The following is a 19,597-nucleotide window of genomic DNA, read 5'->3' on the forward strand; positions in this document are numbered from 1 at the left end:
GGCCTCGCGCCAGGAGGCCAGGACGGCCAGGACGGCCGTGACGCGCAGGCGGGTGGCAGCGGCCTGCCGGACCTGTCACGGCAGCTCGACGCCCTGGGCACCCCGGCGGGTGTGCGGCTTCTCGCCGACGCGGACGCGGCGCTCGAGACGGGCGACGAGCTCGGCGCCGGAAGCCGGCTGCGCGCGGCCGGGCACCCGGCCGACCTGGTCGCCGCCGCGTTCGGCCAGGCGGAGCTGCGCCGTCGTGCGGCCGGGGCCTTCACCCATGCGCCGCGGATGCTTTTCACCCGCGCGGGGCTGGAACAGTCGACGGCGGAGGCGCTCGCCCGCCACCGCGCCGCGCGGTACGCGGGTCTGGGCCGGGTCGCGGACCTCTGTGCCGGAATCGGCGGGGATCTGCTGGCGCTGGCCGCCGCCGGACACCCGCTCGTCGCCGTCGACCGTGACCCGGCCCATCTACGGATAGCTGTTCACAACGCCCGGGTCTACGCACCGGACGCGGAGATCGACGCGCGGTGCGCCGACGTCCGCGCGGTCGACCTGGCCGGAGTCGAGGCGGTGTTCGTCGACCCGGCCCGCCGGTCCGGCGCCCGCCGGTTCGCCACCGGTGCCAGCGAGCCGCCGCTGGAGTGGTGTTTCGCGCTCGCCGACCGGGTGCCGGCGGTGGGGGTGAAGGCCGCGCCCGGGCTGCCGGCCGAGCTGGTGGCCCCGGGGTGGGAGATCGAGTTCGTCGCCGACGGGCGCGACCTGAAGGAAGCCGCGCTCTACTCTCCGGCATTGGCCGCCGGTGCCTCCCGCCACGCCACCGTCCTGCTCCCCGGCGGGTCCGGTGCGGCACCGTCGTTGCCCTGGCACCTGGCGACGCTGGCCGGGGAGCCCGACGTGGACGAGGCGGCTGACCGCCCGCTCGGCGACCCCGGCGACTACCTCTACGACCCCAGCCCGGCGGTGACCCGGGCTGGGCTGGTGGGCACGCTGGGCCGGCGGCTCGGCGCCTGGCAGATCGACCCGATGATCGCCTTTTTGACCTCCGAGCAGCCGGTCGAGACGCCGTTCGCCCGGCTGTTGCGGATCGAGGCGAGCCTGCCGTTCGACGTCCGCAAGCTCGCGGCCCTGCTGCGCCCGATGGGGATCAGCGCACTGGACCTGCGTCGGCGCGGCCTGGCCGGGGACGTCGACTCGCTGCGCCGACGACTGCTCCCCAGTCGCCGCGACCTGGTGCCCGGCGGCCCCGCGGTGACCGTCATCATGACTCGTCGTCACGACCAGCCCTGGGCCTTCGTCTGCACCAGCCACTGACCTCATCGAGTCGTCGGGTCGGCCGAGACGAGAGTTACGAAACAGATCGGGCCTGGCTGTCGTTGCACAGGAAACAATGCTGGTGGGAAGTGGCCGGCGACGGTGACGACGCCAGCGCCGACGAGCGGGAAGGCCGCAGGACATGGAGATCAAGGAACTAGGGCACTTGGTGCTCTACGTGCGCAACGTCGAGCGGTCGGCGGCGTTCTACCGGGACGTCCTCGGGTTTCGGCAGATCATGCCGGACCCGAACGGTGGCAACTCGTTCCGGTTCCCGGCGGCGGCCTTCTCGTCGGGGCGCACCCATCACGAGCTGCTGCTCATCGAGGTCGGCGAGCGCGCGGCCAGCCTGCCGCCGGGCCGGCGGCTCGGTCTGTACCACTTCGGGCTGAAGGTCGGCGACACCGATGACGAGCTGCGCGCCGTGCTCGACCAGATCACCGCGGCCGGCGTCCAGATCTCCGGTGCCTCCGACCACACGGTGACGCACAGCCTGTACATCCACGACCCCGACGGCAACGAGATCGAGCTGTACGTCGACGTCCCCGAGGCCGACTGGCGCAACGACCCGTCGCTGTTCGCCGCGCCCATCCGGCCGCTGCGCCTCTAGGCCCGTTCTCCGCACGTGCACCCTATGGTCAGGACGAGTGATCTCTTGTCGGCCCACCGTCCGACTGTTGGGCGTCCGGGGAGTGAAATCTGACGGGATTCAACTCGTCCGATCACAGCGGGTGCGGGTTGTCGATGCGAGCCCCACTTCATGATCGAAAATGGCATCGGTCGGGGCATCGAAACCCCATGTGCGGAAGACAGGTCTAGGTCGAACCCCCCGGGTCCGTCCCGGGCGACGGTGAACCAGCTTGCCGCCCGCGGGCCCGGGGAGTACCTTTGGAGACCGGCCCTCAGGGGTCGTCGCACCTCACCTAATTTCATACTTTGCAAGAAAATGTTTCACCTGGGGGTGACCGGTTTCGACTTCGGACGCCACGCCAGGGGAAGCGGGCCGAGGATGAGCGGTTATCTCGTAAACGATCCGCTCAAAAAAATAGCTGCCAACAACAAGCAGCCTGTTACCTCCGCTTACGCCCTCGCGGCCTGACGGATATAGGTAACTGCCAGCCTGGGAGAGCCTCCGGCCCAGGGTCTGGCATCGCTAGGAGGATCACCTCGCCACCCGGTCACGGGGTAGCGCGGAAAATCAAACAGTGACTGGGCCCACACCGGCCTGCCTGCGGGACCGGTGGGGCCGAGAAATCAGTAGCAGGCTGCGCCCGGAGAAGCCCTGACGCGCCGCCGGAGGACGCGGGTTCGATTCCCGCCACCTCCACCACCTTGGCCGACCCGTGTTCGCGGAAAGCGCGAACCGGGTCCCCTCGTCATGTCTGCCCAGGGGCGACCCCCTGGAATCCCCGTATTCGGGGGCTTCGCCCCCGAAGCCCCCCTTTTCCCTTCGGGTTCGATTCCCATCACATCCACGAGCTCGTTCGGTCTGCTCGGCGATCCAGAGGGCGACGTGTGCGGTGCGGGCCAGGGCTGCGGCGAGATCGCTCTCGGCAGCGCATGACTACTCAAGGTAGTCGGATTCGGCCGGCACGGATAGGCCGGCAGCGACGTGAACCGCCTGTGGTTGCTGGGTTTCCTGATCAACTCTCAGCACTTCTCCAGGCCCGACCAGACTAGAAGTGTAGTTTGATCAATCCGGACTGTTATCTTGCCGCGGCCCTGGGTGCGGGCGTACTCGCCGTGGGTGGGGTGTGGGCCCCGAGCGGCGAAGAAGACGGCTCCGATGGCCGCGAGGCCTGCTGATCCGGCGAGCTGCTGGATGGTGTTGAGGGTGCCGGACGCGGCTCCGGCCTGGTGAGGGCGTACGTCCGAGAGGGCGGCGCCGAGGTAGCTCGGCAGGATGAAGGTGTTGCCCAGTCCGACGAGGCCCAGGCCGGTGACCAGCCAGCCGACGCTGACTTGCCTGCCCTGGAGCGTGAGGAGGCCGGCGAGCACTGCGGTCGCGGCACCTGTGATCGCGAATCCGCACACGATGGCCGTGGCCGGGCCGAAGGTCATGATCAGCCGCGTCCCGGCGTGGTCGACAACGGGCCGCCGGCGTGGTCTCGCGAGATTCCCGACCCATCAGGCCGCATGACGCCGTACGCGACCTCGTCGAGATAGGCGGTCACGTCGGCGGTCCGCGCGATGCCGATGAACACCGGCTTCGCCGGATCGTTCGACGCGGCCCGCACGCGGACGGTGCCGAGCACGTCGGGCAGTCCAGCCCCGACGTCCGCCGGGCCGAGATCGGCCTTCTCGCTGACCAGCGCGTAGCCCGAGGTCTGCAGAGTCCGGGTCGAGGTGGTCAGGTAGCCATCGTGGCGCGCGGTCTGGTCAAGGGCCAGTCCGACGCCGCCCACGGCGATCAGCCCGAGGGATGCCAGGCCGCGCCAGGTCCAGCGCAGTACTCCCACGTTGAAGGTGAAGATCGCTCGCGGATAGCGCCCGGTGAACAGGATCGCGACGAAGTCAACCACGGTGAGCGCCGCGAAGGCCACCCACAGGATGACGAGGACGATGTAGTGGGGGATGAGGAGAAGCCATTTGACGATCCAGAGCCAACGCGACAGCCGCGGGTCGGGCTGTCTGGCTGATCGAGGCCGCGAGGATCAGCGGATGGCGTGATCTCGCTCGGTGATCGCGGGCGCGCCGGCCTGGCGCTGGGCGGCGCGGCCCTCGGGGGCGCTGGGCGCCGTCAGCGCTACGAGCGCCGTGAGGAAGAGCAGGCCTTCGACGATGAGACTGACCACGCCGAGTGGTTCGCTCCAGGCGCCCTTGTCATCGGTGTACCCGGGTAGCCCGGGCCCCCGTGACAGGACGTACCCGACGAAGGGAGCGAGGCCGACGCCGGCCGCTAGTAGCCAGGCTGTTCGGTCCGGCCGAGTGAGCAGGAGCCAGGCGGTGACGAGGCCGACGATTTCAAGAAGAACATATCCGACCTGCACATAGCCGGGCGTCTTCTCAAAGGAAAACCAATTCTGGTCCTCGAGATGGATGACGGCGATCACCACGCACAGTGCTGCGGCGAAGCCTGGGCTGGGCCGCCGTCCGCGCGCCCCGGGCGAATGGGTGAAAAGGGGCATCTCGAGTCTCCTCTGGCCGTGCTACGCCCCTGGTGGCTGGCTGCCCAGGACGGCTGTGCGGCCACCTCCATCGTATTTCGTGGGCCGCAGCTGTCTCTCCGCCGAAGACCAGCGTGTCCTGCCGGGAGCCGGGAATACTGGATAGTCCTGGCGGTGCGTAGCGCTGCGTTTTCCGCTAGTATTCAAACGGAACCACCAAAGGCCACGGGAATGCGTTACTCTGTACGCTGTCGAGCAGTAGGTTCGTCGCCGTCCACGAAGGGCTCGGCACTCGGAGCTGGTTGAGCCGCGCAGGCCGCGTGAAGACTGCGCCCGACCCGCTCCGTTGCCGTCGGCGTCGTCGCTGGGCCGACAAGCTCCGCGGCGGTGAGCAGGTCGCCGACAAGATCAGCCATCCGGCGCGTGTCGTCTACGATGCGCGCGGCGTCGGCTGCCAGGTCCGGTTGGCCGGCCTGTTGCGCCGCGCGTTCGAGTACCTGTACACGGGTGTGCAGGACGGTGAGCGGCGTGCGCAGCTCATGCGCGGCGTCGGCGACGAACTGTCGCTGTGCCGTGAGGGCCGTCCGCAGTGGGCGCACTGCGCGGTGTGCGATACCGAGGCTGACCGCGACCACCAGAAACAGGCCGAACGCTCCGGAGAGCAGGAGGCCGCTGAGCAGCCGGCCGGCCTCCTGCGCCCGCGGGCGCAGGTCGTAGGCGGCCTGCACGACGAAGGGCCCGGCGGCGTCGGCGCGTCGGACGGTGACGATTCGGTAGGAGCGGTCGTCGCCGAGGCTGCGGTGCTGGAAGCGAGTGACACCGTCCCTGCGCGTGGCTTCGATCTTGGCCGGGTCCATCAAACCGCCTGGCGCGCGGTCAGACGCCTCGACCGGCCGCCCCGCTCTGCTCAGAAAGATCACGATGTCTACTGGCGGGTCGTCGACATCGTCGGCTGTCCTGGCAGCGGAGATCAGCGCCCGGTCGACGTCGCCCGCCTGTTCGTGCTGGATGACCAGCCAGGCGGCGACGCCGATGAGGACCATCGCGGCCGTGACGGTGAGTCCCACGGCGGCGGCGAGCCGGCGGCGGCTCGCCGTCAAGATCCGGGCCTCGGCCCATGCCGGAGCGGTCGGCGATGACCTGCCCGGCCAGGGCAGGCGGGACTGAACAGGTGCCGGCGCCTGGGATGCGGGTGACCCGAGCGCGGACCCCGCCGTGGGGCGTGGCTCTGCGGCGCTCACCGCTGGCCGCCCAGCTGGTAGCCGACCCCGCGTACCGTCCTGATGACTGATCGGCCCAGCTTGCGTCGCAGGTAATGGACGTATACGGCCACGACCGCCGGCTCGGCGTACGGGAACAGCCGTTCGCGCAGCTCGTCACGCGTGAAGGCTCGCAGGGGCCGAGCCGCCAGCGCCGCCAACAGGGCGCTTTCCCGCTCGGACAGCCGTACGTAGCCCTTGACGTTGGCGGCTTCGTGACCGGGGGCGTTGGCCGGAAGGTCAGAGACGGTTCGGTTGGCCAGATCGAGGCGCCGTCCATCGGGCAGGGGCAGATGGGCGGCTCTGTCCAGGTGCTGGCGGCGAACCGCGCGCAACCGGGCGAAAAGCTCATCGAGGCCGAACGGCTTGACCAGGAAGTCGTCGGCGCCACCATCGAGCCCCTCCACCCGGTCCGCGACAGCTCCCCGGGCGGTGAGGATGAGAACCGGCACGACGACGGATCGGGTCCGCCACGCGCGCAGGACGTCCATGCCGTCGACCACCGGCAGCCCGAGGTCGAGGACGACCACGTCGTAGGGGCGGGTCAGCCCGAGGTGCAGGGCACGTTGCCCGTCGAAGGCGCACTCGACCTCGTAGCCCGCGTCTTTCAGAACACCGGTAAGCAGGTCCGCGAGTGAGGGCTCGTCCTCGACGAGCAACAGCCGGGGCCGTTCGGCCGCCGGCTCGGCGGCGGGTGCTGTGGCCAGGCGGCTGCCGGCGGTCTCCGTGCTCACGACTGCGCTCCCGGGTGGTCCAGACCGTGGAGGCGGTGCGGCGCTACCCGGCGGACGTCGTTCCGACCCCCGACCAGGCAGCCTGGGCGCCGCTGTGCCCGATCCGGACGACCTGCACGACGCTACCGACGGCGGTGGCCAGCACCAGCGCCAAGGCGAGAGCTGTGACCCATGTCGTGGTCCGCGCCGCCGAGTGCGCGGACCTGGCCCCGCCAGTCACCCGCCCGGGCGACGCCCATGCCGTAGGCCGCCAGCCGTCGTTCCACAACAGCAGCAGCGCCGCGACGAACAGTCCCGCGACCCAGGGCAGCAGCCCGTCGCCGAGCTCGGCGTGCCGGGCGATCAGCGGGTTGTCTGGCAGCCGGGCCCGTAGCTGCTCGCCGCTGTGCGAGGTGATCGGCACGAGGATCAGCGCCCCGAGGGCGGCGAGCACCGGCAGCGGGCCAAGCGCCCGACGCAGCCGGGGCCAGAAGGCCACCACGAGGAGCAGCAACGCCGCCAGCGGTACGAGCACCACCGTGGCATGAATGATCAGTATGTGAACGGGCAGGCCGAAAATGGTCGAGGGCACGCGGTCTCCAGGCTGTGGCCGCGGGCAGCGCGGCCAGCGTGCTGGCGCGCCGGGCACCGCGGCGGTCAGGGCAGGTCAGGACAGCGCACGAAGACCGAGGTCCGGCCCGGCGGGGCGACGGACGACCGACTTCGTGCTCAAGCCGCAGGCTCCGTCCGATACCTGAGGGTTTTCTTAGAGGACGACGTCAATGGCCGGGCGCCGGGCCGGTGAGCTCTCCAGATCGGCGGCGAGGCGCGAGACCAGGCGACGATGTGGTGTCGTCATCGGCCGTCACCGTCCGGAGATCCTCTGCAGGCGGAGGGCGGCTAGCCGCTCGACCCTGCTTCCGGCCCGGACACGCTGCTCGGCGAACCACCTGGCGGTTCGCACTGCGGGGAACCTCTCCACGACCAGGCCCTCCTCAGGAAGGCTTGCAGATCTTCAACTCTCCCGCCGGAATGGTGATCCGCGCCCACGCTCCCTGGGGGCTGCGGCTCGGGGGGAAGGCCCCGCACGCGCGCGGCTGTGCCCCGCAGGATTTCGGTCGCCCGAGACACGTCGAAGCTGTGGTCAGGGCGCGGCGGCGATGACACGGCCGGTTCGGACGGCTTCGACAAGCGCGGCGTGGTCGGCCTCGTTCTGGTCGGCGTACGCCTCCGCGAAGGCGGCGGTCGCCTGGGTGAACGCCGAGCCACCGCCCAGGTAGGCCGCGATCGCGAGGCTGTCGCCCGACCGCGCGTGCGCCCGCGCGAGGGTGGCGGCGCACAGCCGCCCGAACAGCGCCAGGCCGTCGGGGTCCATGCGCTCCGGCTCCGCGATGCCCTTCCAGTCCTGCAACTGCCGGACATAGAAGTCGCGCTTGTGTCCATCAAGGCCGTCGACCCGCTGCCAGCCGAGGAAGATGTCGCTGGCGGCCTGCATGAGCCGTTGCCCGGCGACCACCCGTTCGCCCTGGTTGCCGTACGCGCTCCCGGGCAGGTGATCTGCCAGGACCGAGGTCTCGGCCTCCTTGATCTGCAGCAGCAGCGGGTCGGCGTCGTCGCGGCCGAGCAGCAGCGCGACCCAGCAGCGGGTGCCCACGCTGCCGACGCCGACGACCTTGCGGGCGAAGTCGACGAGGCGGTACCGGGCGAGCAGCGAGCGCCGGTCGGTCGACAGTGTGGCGGAGTACTCCTCGACGATGGAGCTGAGCCATCGCATCAGCAGATCCCGGTCCCGCCCGGTGTGAAGGTCGTTGATCGGGACGAGTAGCGGAGGATCGGCGGCGAAGCGCCGTTCGCCATTGACTACCTCGGTCAGCTTGGCGAACGCCCGCAGCCGGTCGCGCGACCGGGCCCGCGAAGTCGCCTGCGACACCCGTCTGGAAGCCCGCTTGCCCAGCACATCCGCGAGCCGCGGGGCCAGCTCCTCGACATCGACGTGGGCGTACCAGACGTCAAGGTTGGTCATCGCCGCGAACCGGTGCATCCAGTAGCGGTAGGCCCCGACCGCCACGGTGGCGATCTCCCGTCGTTCGGACGAGCCGAAGCCGTTGGCGCGCCCGGCGATGACCAGGCTGGTGGCGAACCGCTTCACGTCCCACTCCCACGGACCTGGAAGGGTCTCGTCGAAGTCGTTGATGTCGAACACCAGCCGCCGCTCCGGCGAGGCGAGCAGCCGGAAGTTCAGCAGGTGCGCGTCGCCGCAGAGCTGGACGGTGAGGCCCGAGTTCGGCGTCGTGGCGAGATCCGAGGCCATGATTGCCGCGGCGCCCCGGTAGAACCTGAACGGCGATTCCGTCATCCGCTGGTAGCGCAGGGGGACCAGCTCGGCTAGGCGGCACCGCGACTGACGGTCGATTACCTCGACCGGGTCGGCCCGGTCGGGGGCCGCTGCATACTGCGCGTGGGCTCGGCGTGGGGCCGAGGCCCGGGCGGCTCGTCCCCGGGCGGCGCGTCGAGCCGCGTCCGGTCCAGCACCGTCCGGCCCTGCATCGTCCAGCCAGGCATGGTCCGGTCCAGTGCCGTGCGGTCCAGTGCGGTCCGAGCCGCCGGCGGTGGGGCGCCGCCGCGACCGACGCGCCGGGGGAGCTGTGACAGCGGTGGTCATTCTCGGCCTCCCTGGGGCCTCGCCGGGACTCGCGTGCAGGTCGCTGGTCAGCCGCTGCCGGGCCGGCACCGTCCGCCGCCGACGAGGCCGGCGGCGAACGGCGTGCCGGCAGCGACTGAGCCTTTTCCACCGATGCGTTCCAGGCCCAGGCCGGGCCTGTTCGTCAACGGCAGTGGAATGGGTTCACTGTCAGTGCAGGATCTTCTCCTTCGCGCGCTGGAACTCGGCGTCGGTGATGTCGCCACTTGACCTGAGCCGGGAAAGCCTGGTCAGGTCGTCGACGTCCTTGTTGCTCCCGCCGGCCACGTCGCGGATATAGGCGTTGAGCGTGCTGCGCTGGTCCTCGACCCGGCGCGAGTCCCGGTCGGCCATGGCCTGCCCCTTCACGATGAGGTAGGCGAGGATTCCGAAGAACGGCAGGATGAGGACGAGTGCCAGCCACCCGGCCTTTACCCAGCCGCTCGACTCCCTGTCGCGGAAGATGTCGACAACTACTCGAATGACGAGGACCAGCCAGACCGCCCACATAAAGATCCAGAGCATGGTCCAGAAGGCGCCTAGAACCGGATAGTCGTACGCAAGGTACTGGGTAGCCAGCACTTCGTCCTCCGTCCCGTAGCCGGTAACATCTGCACAATCCCGCCGCGGCGCGAGACTGTCGACTCGATCAGTCACGGACGGTCACGCGCGAGCAATTCTCCGGCAGCGCGCGAACTGGACTTCTGGGACTTCTACCCGGCGGCTTTGCGGAATTCCGGGCGTATCCGCCGCAACGCACGCGTAGTGGTCGGCCGTCGGCGTGCGCCGAACCGGGATCGGGCGCACGCTCAGAACTCGGAGAGCACTGGCCGCCGAGGCTGGAAGCCGGCGCAGTCAGCGGGGCATGACCGAAGGAGCGCGACCGTGAGCAGCTACCCTCCGATCGCCGACCACGGAATGATCGGGGATCTTCAGACCGCGGCGCTGGTGTCCTCCGAGGGGTCCATCGACTGGTGGTGCACGCCGCGGTTCGATTCGCCGAGCATTTTCGCTTCGCTGCTGGACAGCGAACGCGGTGGATACTGCCGGCTCGCCGCCGACCTTTTGCCCGGGAACGGGCTGACGATCCGCCAGCTGTACCTGTCGGACACCGCCGTGCTGATTACCCGCTTCATGGCGCCCAGCGGGGTCGGCGAGGTCGCCGACTTCATGGAACCGCTGGACACCACGGTGCCGACCGGCCAGCACCGCCTGCTGAGAGTCGCCCGGGTGGTGAGAGGAACGCTTCCGTTCACCTTTACCTGCCGCCCGAGGTTTGACTACGGCCGTGCGCCGCACACCGTCACGCAACTCGACCGCCGGTCCGCGCTCTTCCACGGCCCCAACACCGATCTGCGGCTCCAGGCCACCGGGCCCATCGCTTTCGAGGCCGACTCCACCGATGTCTCGGCGAGTTTCACCCTCTCGGCCGGCGAGGTCGCCGCCGTCGTTCTGACCAGCGACGCTCCGGGTAGCGTCGAGCCAGAACCGCTGTCGCTGAAGGCCATCCGGGACGATCTGGAGTCCTGCCGCCGCTTCTGGCTCACCTGGCTACGTTCCTGCACATACCGCGGCCGGTGGAAGAACGAGGTCTACCGCTCCGCGATCACCCTCAAGCTGCTGACCTACGCGCCCTCGGGTGCGCCGATCGCCGCGGCCACGGCCGGGCTGCCGGAGCAGGTCGGCGGAGAGCGCAACTGGGACTACCGGTACACCTGGATCCGGGACGCGTCCCTCTCGGTCCGGTCACTGATCGACCTTGGGTTCACCGCGGAGGCTCAGGCCTTCCGGCGGTGGCTGCGCAACCGGCTCACCGACGGTGGCACCGCCTCCGGCGAGCCGCTGCAGATCATGTACCGGATCGACGGCGACCCGCAGCTGACCGAGGAGACGCTCGACCATTTCGAGGGCTACCGCGGATCGGCGCCGGTCCGGGTCGGAAACGCCGCCGCCGACCAGATCCAGCTCGACATCTACGGAGAGGCCGCCGACGCGCTCGGTCTTGCCGGCGACATCGGCGGCGTCCGCGGCTGGCAGGCCTTCGCCGCCATGCTCGACTGGCTGACCGAACACTGGGACCGGCCCGACGAGGGGATCTGGGAGACCCGCGGCGGTCAGCGCGACTTCACCTACAGCCGCCTCATGACCTGGGTCGCCTTCGACCGCGGCATTCGCCTGGCGACCCAGGCCTCGCGCCCCGCGGACATTCCCCGCTGGACGCGGGCCCGCGACGCGGTCTTCAACCAGATCATCGAACGCGGCTGGAGCCAGAAGCGTCAGGCGTTCGTCCAGCACTACGACACCGACGTTCTGGACGCCTCGCTGCTGCTCATGCCACGAGTCGGGTTCCTGTCTCCCCATGACCCCGCCTGGCTGAGCACCCTCGACGCCATGGGCCATGAGCTGGTCAGCGACAGCCTCGTCTACCGGTACGACCCCGAGGCGTCCCCGGACGGGCTGCGCGGTTCCGAGGGCACCTTCAACCTCTGCAGCTTCCTGTACGTCGAGGCGCTGGCCCGGTCCGGCCGGCTGGTCCAGGCCCGGTACGCCTTCGACAAGATGCTGACCTACGCCAACCATGTCGGCCTTTTCGCCGAGGAGATCGGCCCCTCCGGGGAGCAGCTCGGCAACTTCCCGCAGGCCTTCACGCACCTCGCGCTCGTCGCCGCGGCCATGGCGCTGGACGACGAGCTCGACGCGGCGGAGAACACGCCGAGGTAACGGCCCGCGCGGCCGGCGGCCAACCAACCGTTCACCAGCCGACTGGACGCAGGCTCGAGGAGGAGCACGCTGAAACCGTCGCCCGGCGGCCCGGCGGAGATCACCGCGCGCGCGGTCGTCCTCCCGCTCGCGCTCGCGCAGCTCATCTGCAGCTTCGCGGCGTCCAGCCTGAACGTGGCCATCTCCGCGATCGCGAAGGACCTGCACACCACCGTCATCGGCGTACAGACGACGATCACGCTGTTCACGCTCACCATGGCCGCGCTGATGGTCCCCGGCAGCAAGCTCTCGGACCTCTGGGGCCGGCGGACGTGTTTCATCGCCGGCCTGGCCGTCTATGGCATCGGCGCACTCCTGGCGGGGCTCGCGCCCGGCCTGGGAGTGATGATCGTCGGTAACTCGATTCTCGAGGGCGTGGGCTCCGCGCTGATGATTCCGCCGGTGTACATCCTGGTCACCGTGACCTTCACCGAGGTCAGGGACCGGGCGAAGTACTTCGGCGTGGTCAGCGGCGCCGGTGCCCTGGGGTCCGCGGCGGGGCCGCTGATCGGTGGACTGATCACGGGCCTGATCGGCTGGCGGGCACTGTTCCTGACCCAGGTCGTGGTGGTGGTGCTGATCATCTATCTGGCCCGCGATCTCGCCGACCAGCCGCGCCCGGAGCCTCGGCCGCCCTTCGACCTGGGTGGCGCCGTGCTGTCCGCGGCCGGTCTGTTCTTCCTGGTGCTCGGAATCCTGCAGACCAACACCTACGGCTGGCTCGTCTCCCGCAAGGACTTCTCGGTCGGGGGCACGGTCCTGATCTCCAAGGGTGGGATGTCGCCGGTCTGGCTGTCCATCGGCATCGGCGTGGCCATCCTCGGCTGGTTCTTCTGGTACCTGCACGCGCGCGAGCTAAAAGGCAAGGAGCCGCTGCTTCGCGGCAGTCTGCTGCGCAACCGCACGGCCAACCTGGGCCTTGGCGTCCAGCTCGTCCAGTGGCTCGCGATGCAGGGCACCTTCTTCGTCATCAGCGTGTTCCTCCAGCAGGTCTGGAAGTACGACGCGATCGAGACGGGCCTGATGCTCACTCCCGCCAGCGCCGGGATCCTGATCGCCTCGGCGGCCGCGGAAAGGCTCGCCAGCCGCCATTCACAACGGGCGCTCATTCAGGCGGGCTTTGTCGTGACCGCGGCGGGCATGGCCGTGTCGCTCGCGCTGGTCCGCGCGACGTCGGGGAACCTGAGCCTCGTTCCCGGGCTCCTGCTGACCGGGCTGGGCGTCGGCGTCATGCTCACCGCCGCGGTCAACCTCGTCCAGTCGAGCTTCCCGGACAGCGACCAGAGCGACATCTCCGGCCTGTCCCGCAGCATCTCCAATCTGGGGTCGTCACTCGGAACGGCACTGGCCGGTTCGATCCTCGTCGCGGCCACGCACCCGGGCGGCCGGCCCTTCGCCCTCTCGCTCACGACGCTGCTGGTCATCACCCTGATCGGCCTCGTGATCGCGCTGTTCATCCCGAGCCGGACCGACCGCTAGCCCCGCCGCGTCGCCTACGACGCGGACGGGGCCCACCTCGTCGAGCGGTGTCCGTGGCCTCGGCGACGCGTTCTCGCTCGGGTACGCGGCTGGCCGACGTCCGGCACACCCCGGCCCAGGTATGGGTGATCACCGCCGCGTACGGGCTGTTCGCGGAGTACGGGGTGGCCGGAACCTCGCTGCAGATGATCGCCGACACGATGGGGGTCACCAAGGCGGCGGTGTACCACCAGTTCAAGACCAAGGGCGAGATCGTCGTCGCGACGGCGGACCACGCGCTTGTCGCGCTTGAAGCGGCCGCCGAGGACGCCGAGGCGGCGCCCGGCCGGGTGGAGGCGCGCCGGGCCCTGCTGCGTCAGCTGGTCGACTTCTCGGTCCGCAGCCGCGCCCAGGTCCGCGCCAGGCAGGGTGACCCGGCCATGATGCGGGTCCTCGCGCGGCACGAGCCGTTCAGTGGCCTGACCAGGCGGATGTTCGCCCTGTTGGTGGACGACGACAGCGAGACCGAGTGGAGCATTCCCGCCGCGATGCTCGCCGCCGCCATCACCGCCGTCGGCCAGCCCGCCCTCGCGGCACTCGACCCGAGCATCCTGCGCGAGCGGGTCTTCCACTACGCGTGCCGCCTGCTCGACCTGCCTGCGCCGAACGCTGGGCCTTCTCGACGACCGCCGCGATGCCGCCCATGAAATCGACGTCGCGGCGGGCGGCCTCTTCTGGCGGATACTGCCACAGCCGGGACGGGTTTTCCGTCATACCAGCCCCATGTAGCGCTGATAGATCGCCTTGACGTTGTGGCTGATCGAGCCGTAGTAGCCGTCGGTGTGCCAGGCGTGTTGCAGCGCGGGGGCAGCTCGAACATCTCGGCGATCTCGATGCCGGTGTAGCCCTTGTTGAGAAGCCGCGTGGTCTGGTCAGGTTGGTACGCGTACAGGTCACGCTGGAGCCGAACGAAATCGAGCACGTTCTCGGTGCCCCAGGCCGGCCAGTGGTGGGAGGCGAAGACGACGTCTGCCTGGTCGGCGAAAGCTCGAGCGTTCTTCGTATTCTGGCCTTCGGCGGGCCGGCGGCGGCGGACTGGGGCCGGCGCCCGCTCCGACGCGGCGATTCGGGCGCCCGACGCCGGTAGAGTCGGGACCGGTGTGCCGGGAAGTCTGGTCGACGCGGGAGACGACCGTAACGAGCTGGCGGCGGTGACCCCGCTCGTCGTGATGGGGCTTTTGCGGTGCGCGCTGTAGGGATCGTTCTCTTCCTGGTCGTTCTCGCCACCGTCGTGGCGACCTTCGCCCGGCGCTGGCGAGTGCCGGCTCCGTCACTGCTCGTGCTGGCGGGGCTCGGGGTGGCGTCGGTCCCCGGCGTGCCGGCGCTGCGCATCCCGCCGCAGACGATCGCGCTGGTCGTGCTGCCGCCGCTGTTGTACGCCGCCGCCGAGGAGCTGTCGCTGCGCGACCTGCGGGCGGTGTGGCGGCCGGTCACGATCCTCGCCTTCGGCCTGGTCTTCACCTCGGCCGCCGCGGTCGGTTTCACCGCCGTCGCGGTGACCGGCCTCCCCGCCGGGATGGCGTTCGTGCTCGGCGCGGTGCTGGCGAGCACGGACCCAGTGGCCGTGACCGCGCTCGGCCGGCGGCTGGCCCTGCCCGGCCGGGTCCAGGTGCTGGTGCAGGCGGAGAGCCTGTTCAACGACGCCACCTCGCTGGTGCTGTTCAAGGTCGCGGTCGGTGTCGCCGTGGCGGCCGGCGGGTCGGTCGAGCTGGTGCCGGCGGCCGGGGAGTTCCTGCTCCTCGGCGGGGGCGGGAGCCTGATCGGGGTGGCGGTCGCGGGCCTGGTGGGGCTGATCCGGCGCCGCACCACCGATCCGGTGCTGGAGACCGTGATCGCGCTGGTAACGCCGTATGCGGCCTATGTGGTGGCGGAGACCGCGCACACTTCAGGAGTCACCGCGGTCGTCGTCGCCGGCGTCGTGCTCGGCGGCTATGGCCACCGGCTCAGCGACGCGCGGATCCGGCTGCAGGTGCAGGCCGTGTACGCGGTTGTGGTGTTCCTGCTGGAGAGCGTGGTCTTCAGCATCGTCGGCCTGGAGCTGCCGGCCCTCGTGCGCGACCTGCCCGGCGGCAGCGGCTGGTGGCCGCTGCAGGCGCTGGGCCTCGCGGTGGTGCTGATCGCGGTCCGGCTGGTCTGGACACTGCCGCTCACCCGGGCGGTTCGGCCCAGCCAGGGCGCGCTGCCGTGGCGGGTCGCCGGGGTGGTTACCTGGGCTGGCACCCGTGGCGTGATGCCCCTGGCGGCCGCGCTGTCCATCCCCCTCACCGCGAGGGGTGGCTCCGCGCTGGCCGGGCGTCCGCTCGTGCTGGTGCTGACCACCGCAGTCGTGGCGATCACCCTGGTCGGGCAGGGGCTGACCCTGCCGGGCGTGGTCAACCGCTCGGGCCTGGCCCTGGAGCCCGAGCACACCGCGCGCGAGGAGGCCGAGGCCCGCGACGCGCTCAACCTGGCGGCGCTCAACCACGTCGAGCAGCTGGCCGACCTGGAGGCGCTCCCTGAGGTGGTCATCGACCGCACCCGTCGCGCCCTGGCCGCCCGCCTCGACCACGCCACCGACGGCCCGGACGGCAGCACCGTCGACGCGGCCTACCGGGCCCTTCGCCACGAGGTGCTCGCCGTCCAGAACACGGAGCTGCTCCGCCTTTACGACGAACACCGCGTCAGCGACACGACGCGCCGCCGCCTCCAGCACGACCTCGACCGCGAGGAGATCGCGCTAGGCGACGATTGACCGGCTGCCGCCCCACGCGGGGTGGCCCCGCGTTCAGGCGACCCACCCGGTGCGGGCCGCGCCGACGGGGTGGGGGAGGCGGTTGCCGCGGCAGGCCGCCGCGGTACTGGGGGTGGGGGGACCGAGCAGGAAGCCCTGGCCGCACTCGATGCCCGTGGCGACGACGGCCTCCAGCTCCGCGACGGTCTCGATGCCCTCTGCGACGACCCGCCCGCCGATCTCCTGGGCGATCCTGGTCAGCCCGGCCGCGACCGCCTGGCGCGCCGGGTCGAGGTCGATGCCGTGGGTGATGAAGTAGTCCATCTTGATGACCTCGGGCCGCAGGTGGAGGAGCTGTTCGAGCCCCGAGTAGCAGCTTCCGACGTCATCGACCGCGATGTGGGTCCCGTGGCCGCGCAGGATGTCGGCGACCAACAGCAGGCCGCGGTCGTCGCCGATGTAGTCATGCTCGGTGATCTCGACGGCCACCCGTTCGGGCGTACCCGTGCTGAGCACCAGGTCGACCAGACCGCCCGTCGCCGTGGCCGGCGAGGCGTTGACGGTCAGGGTCACCTCGGCGGGAATGTCCGGCAGCGCCCGCAGGGCGTTGCGGATCGCGGCCATCTCCAGCTCGGGCCCGAGGCCCACCGTGGCCGCCGCGGCGAACAGGTCCTTCGGTCCCTGCAGGGCGGTCGGGAACCGGGAGAGCCCCTCGAGGCCGATCACCCGGCCGGTCGAAAGCTCGACGACCGGCTGGAAGTGGACCTGCGGGCCGCCCTCGTCCAGCAGGGTCCGGATCTGCCGCCAGACTCCGCTGCGCACGTCCCACTGCTGGCGGAGATCGATCACGAACTGGGACAGGAATCCCGCGAGCAACCGCAGGAAGCTGGCGTCGCTCTCGTCGAGGCCGGGGCTCGGCTCGCGGCTGAGGCAACCGAGCATGCCGTAGGTCTCGCCCTCGGCGTCGAAGACCGGTGTAGCGGCGTACGAGCCGATGTCGAACTCCGTCGCCGACGTCACCCGCGCGGCGCGCGGATCCGCTCGGACGTCCGGGAGCACTGCCGGAATCTCGCCAGAGAGGGACTTCTCCCACAGCGAACTGCCCTGGCGGATACTCATGCCGGGACGCACCCCGAAACAGTCCCCGTCGCCGCTCATCACCTGCAGGACGAGCAGGTCGCCCTTCAGCTGGCCGAGCCAGGCCAGCTCCATGTGCAGCCTGCGCCGCAGCACGTCGAGCAGTTCGACCAGGACGGTCCACGGCTCCGCCACCTCGGACTCGGGCCCGAGGCAGGACGCGCAGCGCCGCATTAACCGCTCCACAAGTCCGAGCTACCCCGGCAGTTCCACCGCACACCAGACCGGTCGCGGACAGCAGCGGCCTGAGCAGCGAAAAGCCGGCCGTCACGCCCCTCGCCGGCACGAGCCTCGGTGCCCGGAGGGAGGCGTGGCCGGGGTTTTGATGGCAGGCGGTCGGGAACCCACCGGCAACGGCGCTTCCTGCGGCCCGAGACATTTCTCCCGATTTGTCGCCGCCCTTTCAGTGGGTTCTGGGCATCACGGTCGAGATTCTTGGGATCGCGGTTGAGGGGAGAGGCATGACATCCGTGCGGGAGGTCGCGCCGGCGACGGCCGCGATGCACGACGAGACGCTTCGCTACCTGGACTTCGACGACGACCGGGACTTCGCCGACGTGCATCGCGGCCTCATCGCCGAGCTGCCGGACGGCGGCGTGGTCCGCGGCGCGGACGGACGGGTGGTCTGGGACCTCGCGGCGCTCGCCCACCCGGAGGACGCGGGCTCTCCGGCGACGGTGAACCCAAGCCTGTGGCGGCAGTCAAAGCTGATGGGAATCGGCGGCCTCTATGAGGTCGTGCCGGCCATCTACCAGGTCCGCAACCACGACCTGGCCAACCTCACGGTCGTGGAGACGGCGGACTCCGTCGTCGTCATCGACACCGGCTGCGGGACGGAGACCGCGCGCTATGCGATGAGCCTCTACCGGACGCACCGGCCGGAAGCGGGCCCGGTGGCGGCGGTGATCTACACGCATACCCACGTCGATCATTTCGGCGGGGTGCTCGGCGTCACCTCCCACGAGGAGGTCGCGGCCGGCCGAGTCGCGATCATCGCGCCCGGCCATGACTTCGAGCGCCTGGCGCTGGGGGAGAACATCACCGCCGGCAACGTGATGGCCCGGCGGGCCGCCTATGCGTTCGGTGAGCTGCTGCCGGCGAACGAACGAGGGCTGGTCGGCTGTGGCATCGGCACCGCGGCCCTCGCCGGCGGGACGAACGGCTATCTCTCCCCGACGGACATCATCGACGAGACCGGACAGACCCGGGTGTTCGGCGGAATCACCTTCGAGTTCCAGTACACGCCTGACACCGAGGCGCCCGAGGAGATGCACGTCTGGATTCCGGAATACAGCGCGCTGAGCTGTGCCGAGAATGCCAACCACTCCCTGCACAACATCCAGACCCTGCGCGGCGCGCGAACCCGTGACGCCGCCCGTTTCGCGCATTGTCTGGACGAGGCCCTGGAACGCTACGGCGACTTGGTGGAGGTGCACTGGGGCCCGCACACCTGGCCGGTGTGGGGGAACGCGAAGGTCCGGGCGTTCCTGGAGTCCCAGCGCGACGCGTACAAGTTCATCCACGACCAGGCCATGCGGCTGGCGAACCACGGGTACCGCCCGGCCGAGATCGCCGAACGGCTGCGCTTCCCCGACACGCTGGCCCGGGCCTGGTGGAACCGCGGCTACCACGGGACGCTGAACCACGACCTGAAGGCGGTGTTCCACAAGGAGCTCGGCTGGTTCGACGGCAACCCGGCAGCCCTGCACCCGCACCCGGCCAGCGTGACGGCGCCGCGCTACGTCGAGGCGATGGGAGGACCGGCCGCCCTGCTCGAACGGGCCCGCGCCGCGGTCGACGACGGGGACTACCGCTGGGCGGCGGAGCTGCTCGATCATCTGGTCACGGCGCGGCCGGACGACGCCGACGCGCGCGGCCTGCTGGCCGACGCCTACGAGCAACTCGGTTTTCAAGCCGAAGGACCGCAGTGGCGCAACATCTACCTGACCGCCGCCCTGGAGCTGCGGAACGGGATACAGCGTGGCCTGACGTCGCCCGTGCAGCCCGCGGTCCTGATCGAGATGCCGCTGGACCTGCTGTTCGACTTCGTCGCGGTCCGGTTGGACGGCCCACGTGCGGCGCACCACCCGCTGAGCCTCAACCTGGAGGTTGGCGGGGAGCAGGGCTCGCTGCGGATCCGTAACGGCGTCCTGCACTTCCGGCGTCGCTGGCTGCCCGCGGCCGACGCCACGGTCAGGCTGTCCCGGGCCGACCTGCTGGAGATCCTCGGCCAGCCGGACCGCCTCGACTCGCTGATCCACACCGGCGACGTCACCGTCGACGGGGATCCCGGCGCGCTGCGCGTGCTGATCGGACTGCTCGACTCCTTCGACCCATCCTTCCCCATCGTGACGCCCGTCGCCGGCTGACGGCAGTCCTGAGCTGATCAGCAGGTGGATCGCCCGAGACGTTCC

At 70.4% G+C, this 19,597-nt stretch carries 17 protein-coding genes, 1 other RNA gene and 1 pseudogene; 8 read left to right on the forward strand and 11 right to left on the reverse strand.

What is annotated here, in order from left to right; translation table 11 throughout:
• Window positions 1-111: 111 nt before the first annotated feature.
• The 3 genes from FRADC12_RS18530 (at window position 112) to ssrA (ending at window position 2,629) form a co-directional block, all read left to right on the forward strand.
• The gene (locus FRADC12_RS18530) at window positions 112-1,299 is read left to right on the forward strand and encodes a THUMP-like domain-containing protein (protein ID WP_232303880.1); all 1,188 of its coding nucleotides are present in this window, start codon (window positions 112-114) and stop codon (window positions 1,297-1,299) included.
• Window positions 1,300-1,441: 142 nt separating this feature from the next.
• Complete coding sequence (locus FRADC12_RS18535; RefSeq protein WP_045877594.1) at window positions 1,442-1,909, forward strand: VOC family protein; 468 nt, start codon at window positions 1,442-1,444, stop codon at window positions 1,907-1,909.
• A 347-nt stretch (window positions 1,910-2,256) separates the two neighbouring features.
• Window positions 2,257-2,629, forward strand: a transfer-messenger RNA (tmRNA) gene (gene ssrA / locus FRADC12_RS30080).
• Window positions 2,630-2,949: 320 nt separating this feature from the next.
• Here the strand turns inward: ssrA and FRADC12_RS18540 are convergent.
• The 8 genes from FRADC12_RS18540 to FRADC12_RS18575 all read right to left on the reverse strand — a co-directional run bounded on the left by FRADC12_RS18540 (window position 2,950) and on the right by FRADC12_RS18575 (window position 9,640).
• Window positions 2,950-3,360 carry an MFS transporter gene (locus tag FRADC12_RS18540; protein WP_045877595.1) on the reverse strand — a complete coding sequence of 137 codons (411 nt, stop codon included), beginning with the start codon at window positions 3,358-3,360 and terminating at the stop codon, window positions 2,950-2,952.
• A 2-nt stretch (window positions 3,361-3,362) separates the two neighbouring features.
• Window positions 3,363-3,914, reverse strand: coding sequence for a DUF4389 domain-containing protein (locus FRADC12_RS35000; RefSeq protein WP_157488918.1), 552 nt, complete (start codon window positions 3,912-3,914; stop codon window positions 3,363-3,365).
• 39 nt (window positions 3,915-3,953) lie between these two features.
• The gene (locus FRADC12_RS18550; RefSeq protein WP_232303881.1) at window positions 3,954-4,355 is read right to left on the reverse strand and encodes a hypothetical protein; all 402 of its coding nucleotides are present in this window, start codon (window positions 4,353-4,355) and stop codon (window positions 3,954-3,956) included.
• A gap of 287 nt (window positions 4,356-4,642) precedes the next feature.
• Window positions 4,643-5,506, reverse strand: coding sequence for a histidine kinase dimerization/phospho-acceptor domain-containing protein (locus FRADC12_RS18555; protein WP_045877598.1), 864 nt, complete (start codon window positions 5,504-5,506; stop codon window positions 4,643-4,645).
• 137 nt (window positions 5,507-5,643) lie between these two features.
• The gene (locus FRADC12_RS18560) at window positions 5,644-6,399 is read right to left on the reverse strand and encodes a response regulator transcription factor (RefSeq protein WP_232303882.1); all 756 of its coding nucleotides are present in this window, start codon (window positions 6,397-6,399) and stop codon (window positions 5,644-5,646) included.
• Window positions 6,400-6,442: 43 nt separating this feature from the next.
• The gene (locus FRADC12_RS18565) at window positions 6,443-6,970 is read right to left on the reverse strand and encodes a DUF2231 domain-containing protein (RefSeq protein WP_045877599.1); all 528 of its coding nucleotides are present in this window, start codon (window positions 6,968-6,970) and stop codon (window positions 6,443-6,445) included.
• Window positions 6,971-7,522: 552 nt separating this feature from the next.
• Window positions 7,523-8,791 (reverse strand): DUF2252 domain-containing protein, encoded by a 1,269-nt coding sequence (locus FRADC12_RS18570; protein ID WP_283215141.1) that lies wholly within the window; start codon window positions 8,789-8,791, stop codon window positions 7,523-7,525.
• Window positions 8,792-9,229: 438 nt separating this feature from the next.
• Window positions 9,230-9,640, reverse strand: coding sequence for an SHOCT domain-containing protein (locus tag FRADC12_RS18575; RefSeq protein ID WP_198152960.1), 411 nt, complete (start codon window positions 9,638-9,640; stop codon window positions 9,230-9,232).
• Window positions 9,641-9,943: 303 nt separating this feature from the next.
• Here FRADC12_RS18575 and FRADC12_RS18580 point away from each other — a divergent pair, with 303 nt between their 5' ends.
• The 3 genes from FRADC12_RS18580 (at window position 9,944) to FRADC12_RS18590 (ending at window position 13,983) form a co-directional block, all read left to right on the forward strand.
• A complete protein-coding gene (locus tag FRADC12_RS18580; protein ID WP_045877600.1) occupies window positions 9,944-11,779 on the forward strand; it encodes a glycoside hydrolase family 15 protein in 1,836 nt (611 codons plus the stop codon).
• Between the two features lie 99 nt (window positions 11,780-11,878).
• Window positions 11,879-13,297 (forward strand): MFS transporter, encoded by a 1,419-nt coding sequence (locus FRADC12_RS18585; protein ID WP_045877601.1) that lies wholly within the window; start codon window positions 11,879-11,881, stop codon window positions 13,295-13,297.
• A gap of 53 nt (window positions 13,298-13,350) precedes the next feature.
• On the forward strand, window positions 13,351-13,983 hold the full coding sequence (locus FRADC12_RS18590) for a TetR family transcriptional regulator (protein ID WP_045879823.1): 633 nt from the start codon (window positions 13,351-13,353) through the stop codon (window positions 13,981-13,983).
• Here the strand turns inward: FRADC12_RS18590 and FRADC12_RS35005 are convergent.
• Both FRADC12_RS35005 and FRADC12_RS35010 read right to left on the reverse strand, forming a co-directional pair.
• Window positions 13,982-14,050 (reverse strand): annotated as a pseudogene (locus FRADC12_RS35005) (hypothetical protein); the annotation flags it as partial. The gene FRADC12_RS18590 and the pseudogene FRADC12_RS35005 sit on opposite strands and share 2 nt — an antisense overlap.
• The gene (locus FRADC12_RS35010; RefSeq protein WP_502685314.1) at window positions 14,047-14,136 is read right to left on the reverse strand and encodes an alkyl sulfatase dimerization domain-containing protein; all 90 of its coding nucleotides are present in this window, start codon (window positions 14,134-14,136) and stop codon (window positions 14,047-14,049) included. The gene FRADC12_RS35010 and the pseudogene FRADC12_RS35005, both read right to left, overlap by 4 nt.
• A gap of 383 nt (window positions 14,137-14,519) precedes the next feature.
• Between FRADC12_RS35010 and FRADC12_RS18600 the strand changes: the two genes are divergently transcribed.
• Window positions 14,520-16,067, forward strand: coding sequence for a Na+/H+ antiporter (locus tag FRADC12_RS18600; protein ID WP_045877603.1), 1,548 nt, complete (start codon window positions 14,520-14,522; stop codon window positions 16,065-16,067).
• Between the two features lie 33 nt (window positions 16,068-16,100).
• Here FRADC12_RS18600 and FRADC12_RS18605 read toward each other — a convergent pair whose 3' ends face one another.
• Window positions 16,101-17,357, reverse strand: a complete 1,257-nt coding sequence (locus tag FRADC12_RS18605) for a sensor domain-containing phosphodiesterase (RefSeq protein WP_045877604.1) — start codon at window positions 17,355-17,357, stop codon at window positions 16,101-16,103.
• Window positions 17,358-17,644: 287 nt separating this feature from the next.
• Between FRADC12_RS18605 and FRADC12_RS18610 the strand changes: the two genes are divergently transcribed.
• Window positions 17,645-19,552, forward strand: a complete 1,908-nt coding sequence (locus tag FRADC12_RS18610; protein ID WP_045877605.1) for an alkyl/aryl-sulfatase — start codon at window positions 17,645-17,647, stop codon at window positions 19,550-19,552.
• The last annotated feature ends 45 nt before the right edge of the window (window positions 19,553-19,597 follow it).

Source organism: Pseudofrankia sp. DC12, assembly GCF_000966285.1.
Taxonomy (GTDB): Bacteria; Actinomycetota; Actinomycetes; order Frankiales; family Frankiaceae; genus Pseudofrankia.

Bases quoted from the DNA above. Each gene is read 5' to 3' on its own strand.
- FRADC12_RS18535 (WP_045877594.1), top strand. From the start codon at position 1,442: ATGGAGATCAAGGAACTAGGGCACTTGGTGCTCTACGTGCGCAACGTC.
- FRADC12_RS18540 (WP_045877595.1), bottom strand. From the start codon at position 3,360: ATGACCTTCGGCCCGGCCACGGCCATCGTGTGCGGATTCGCGATCACA.
- FRADC12_RS18605 (WP_045877604.1), bottom strand. From the start codon at position 17,357: ATGCGGCGCTGCGCGTCCTGCCTCGGGCCCGAGTCCGAGGTGGCGGAG.
- FRADC12_RS18610 (WP_045877605.1), top strand. From the start codon at position 17,645: ATGACATCCGTGCGGGAGGTCGCGCCGGCGACGGCCGCGATGCACGAC.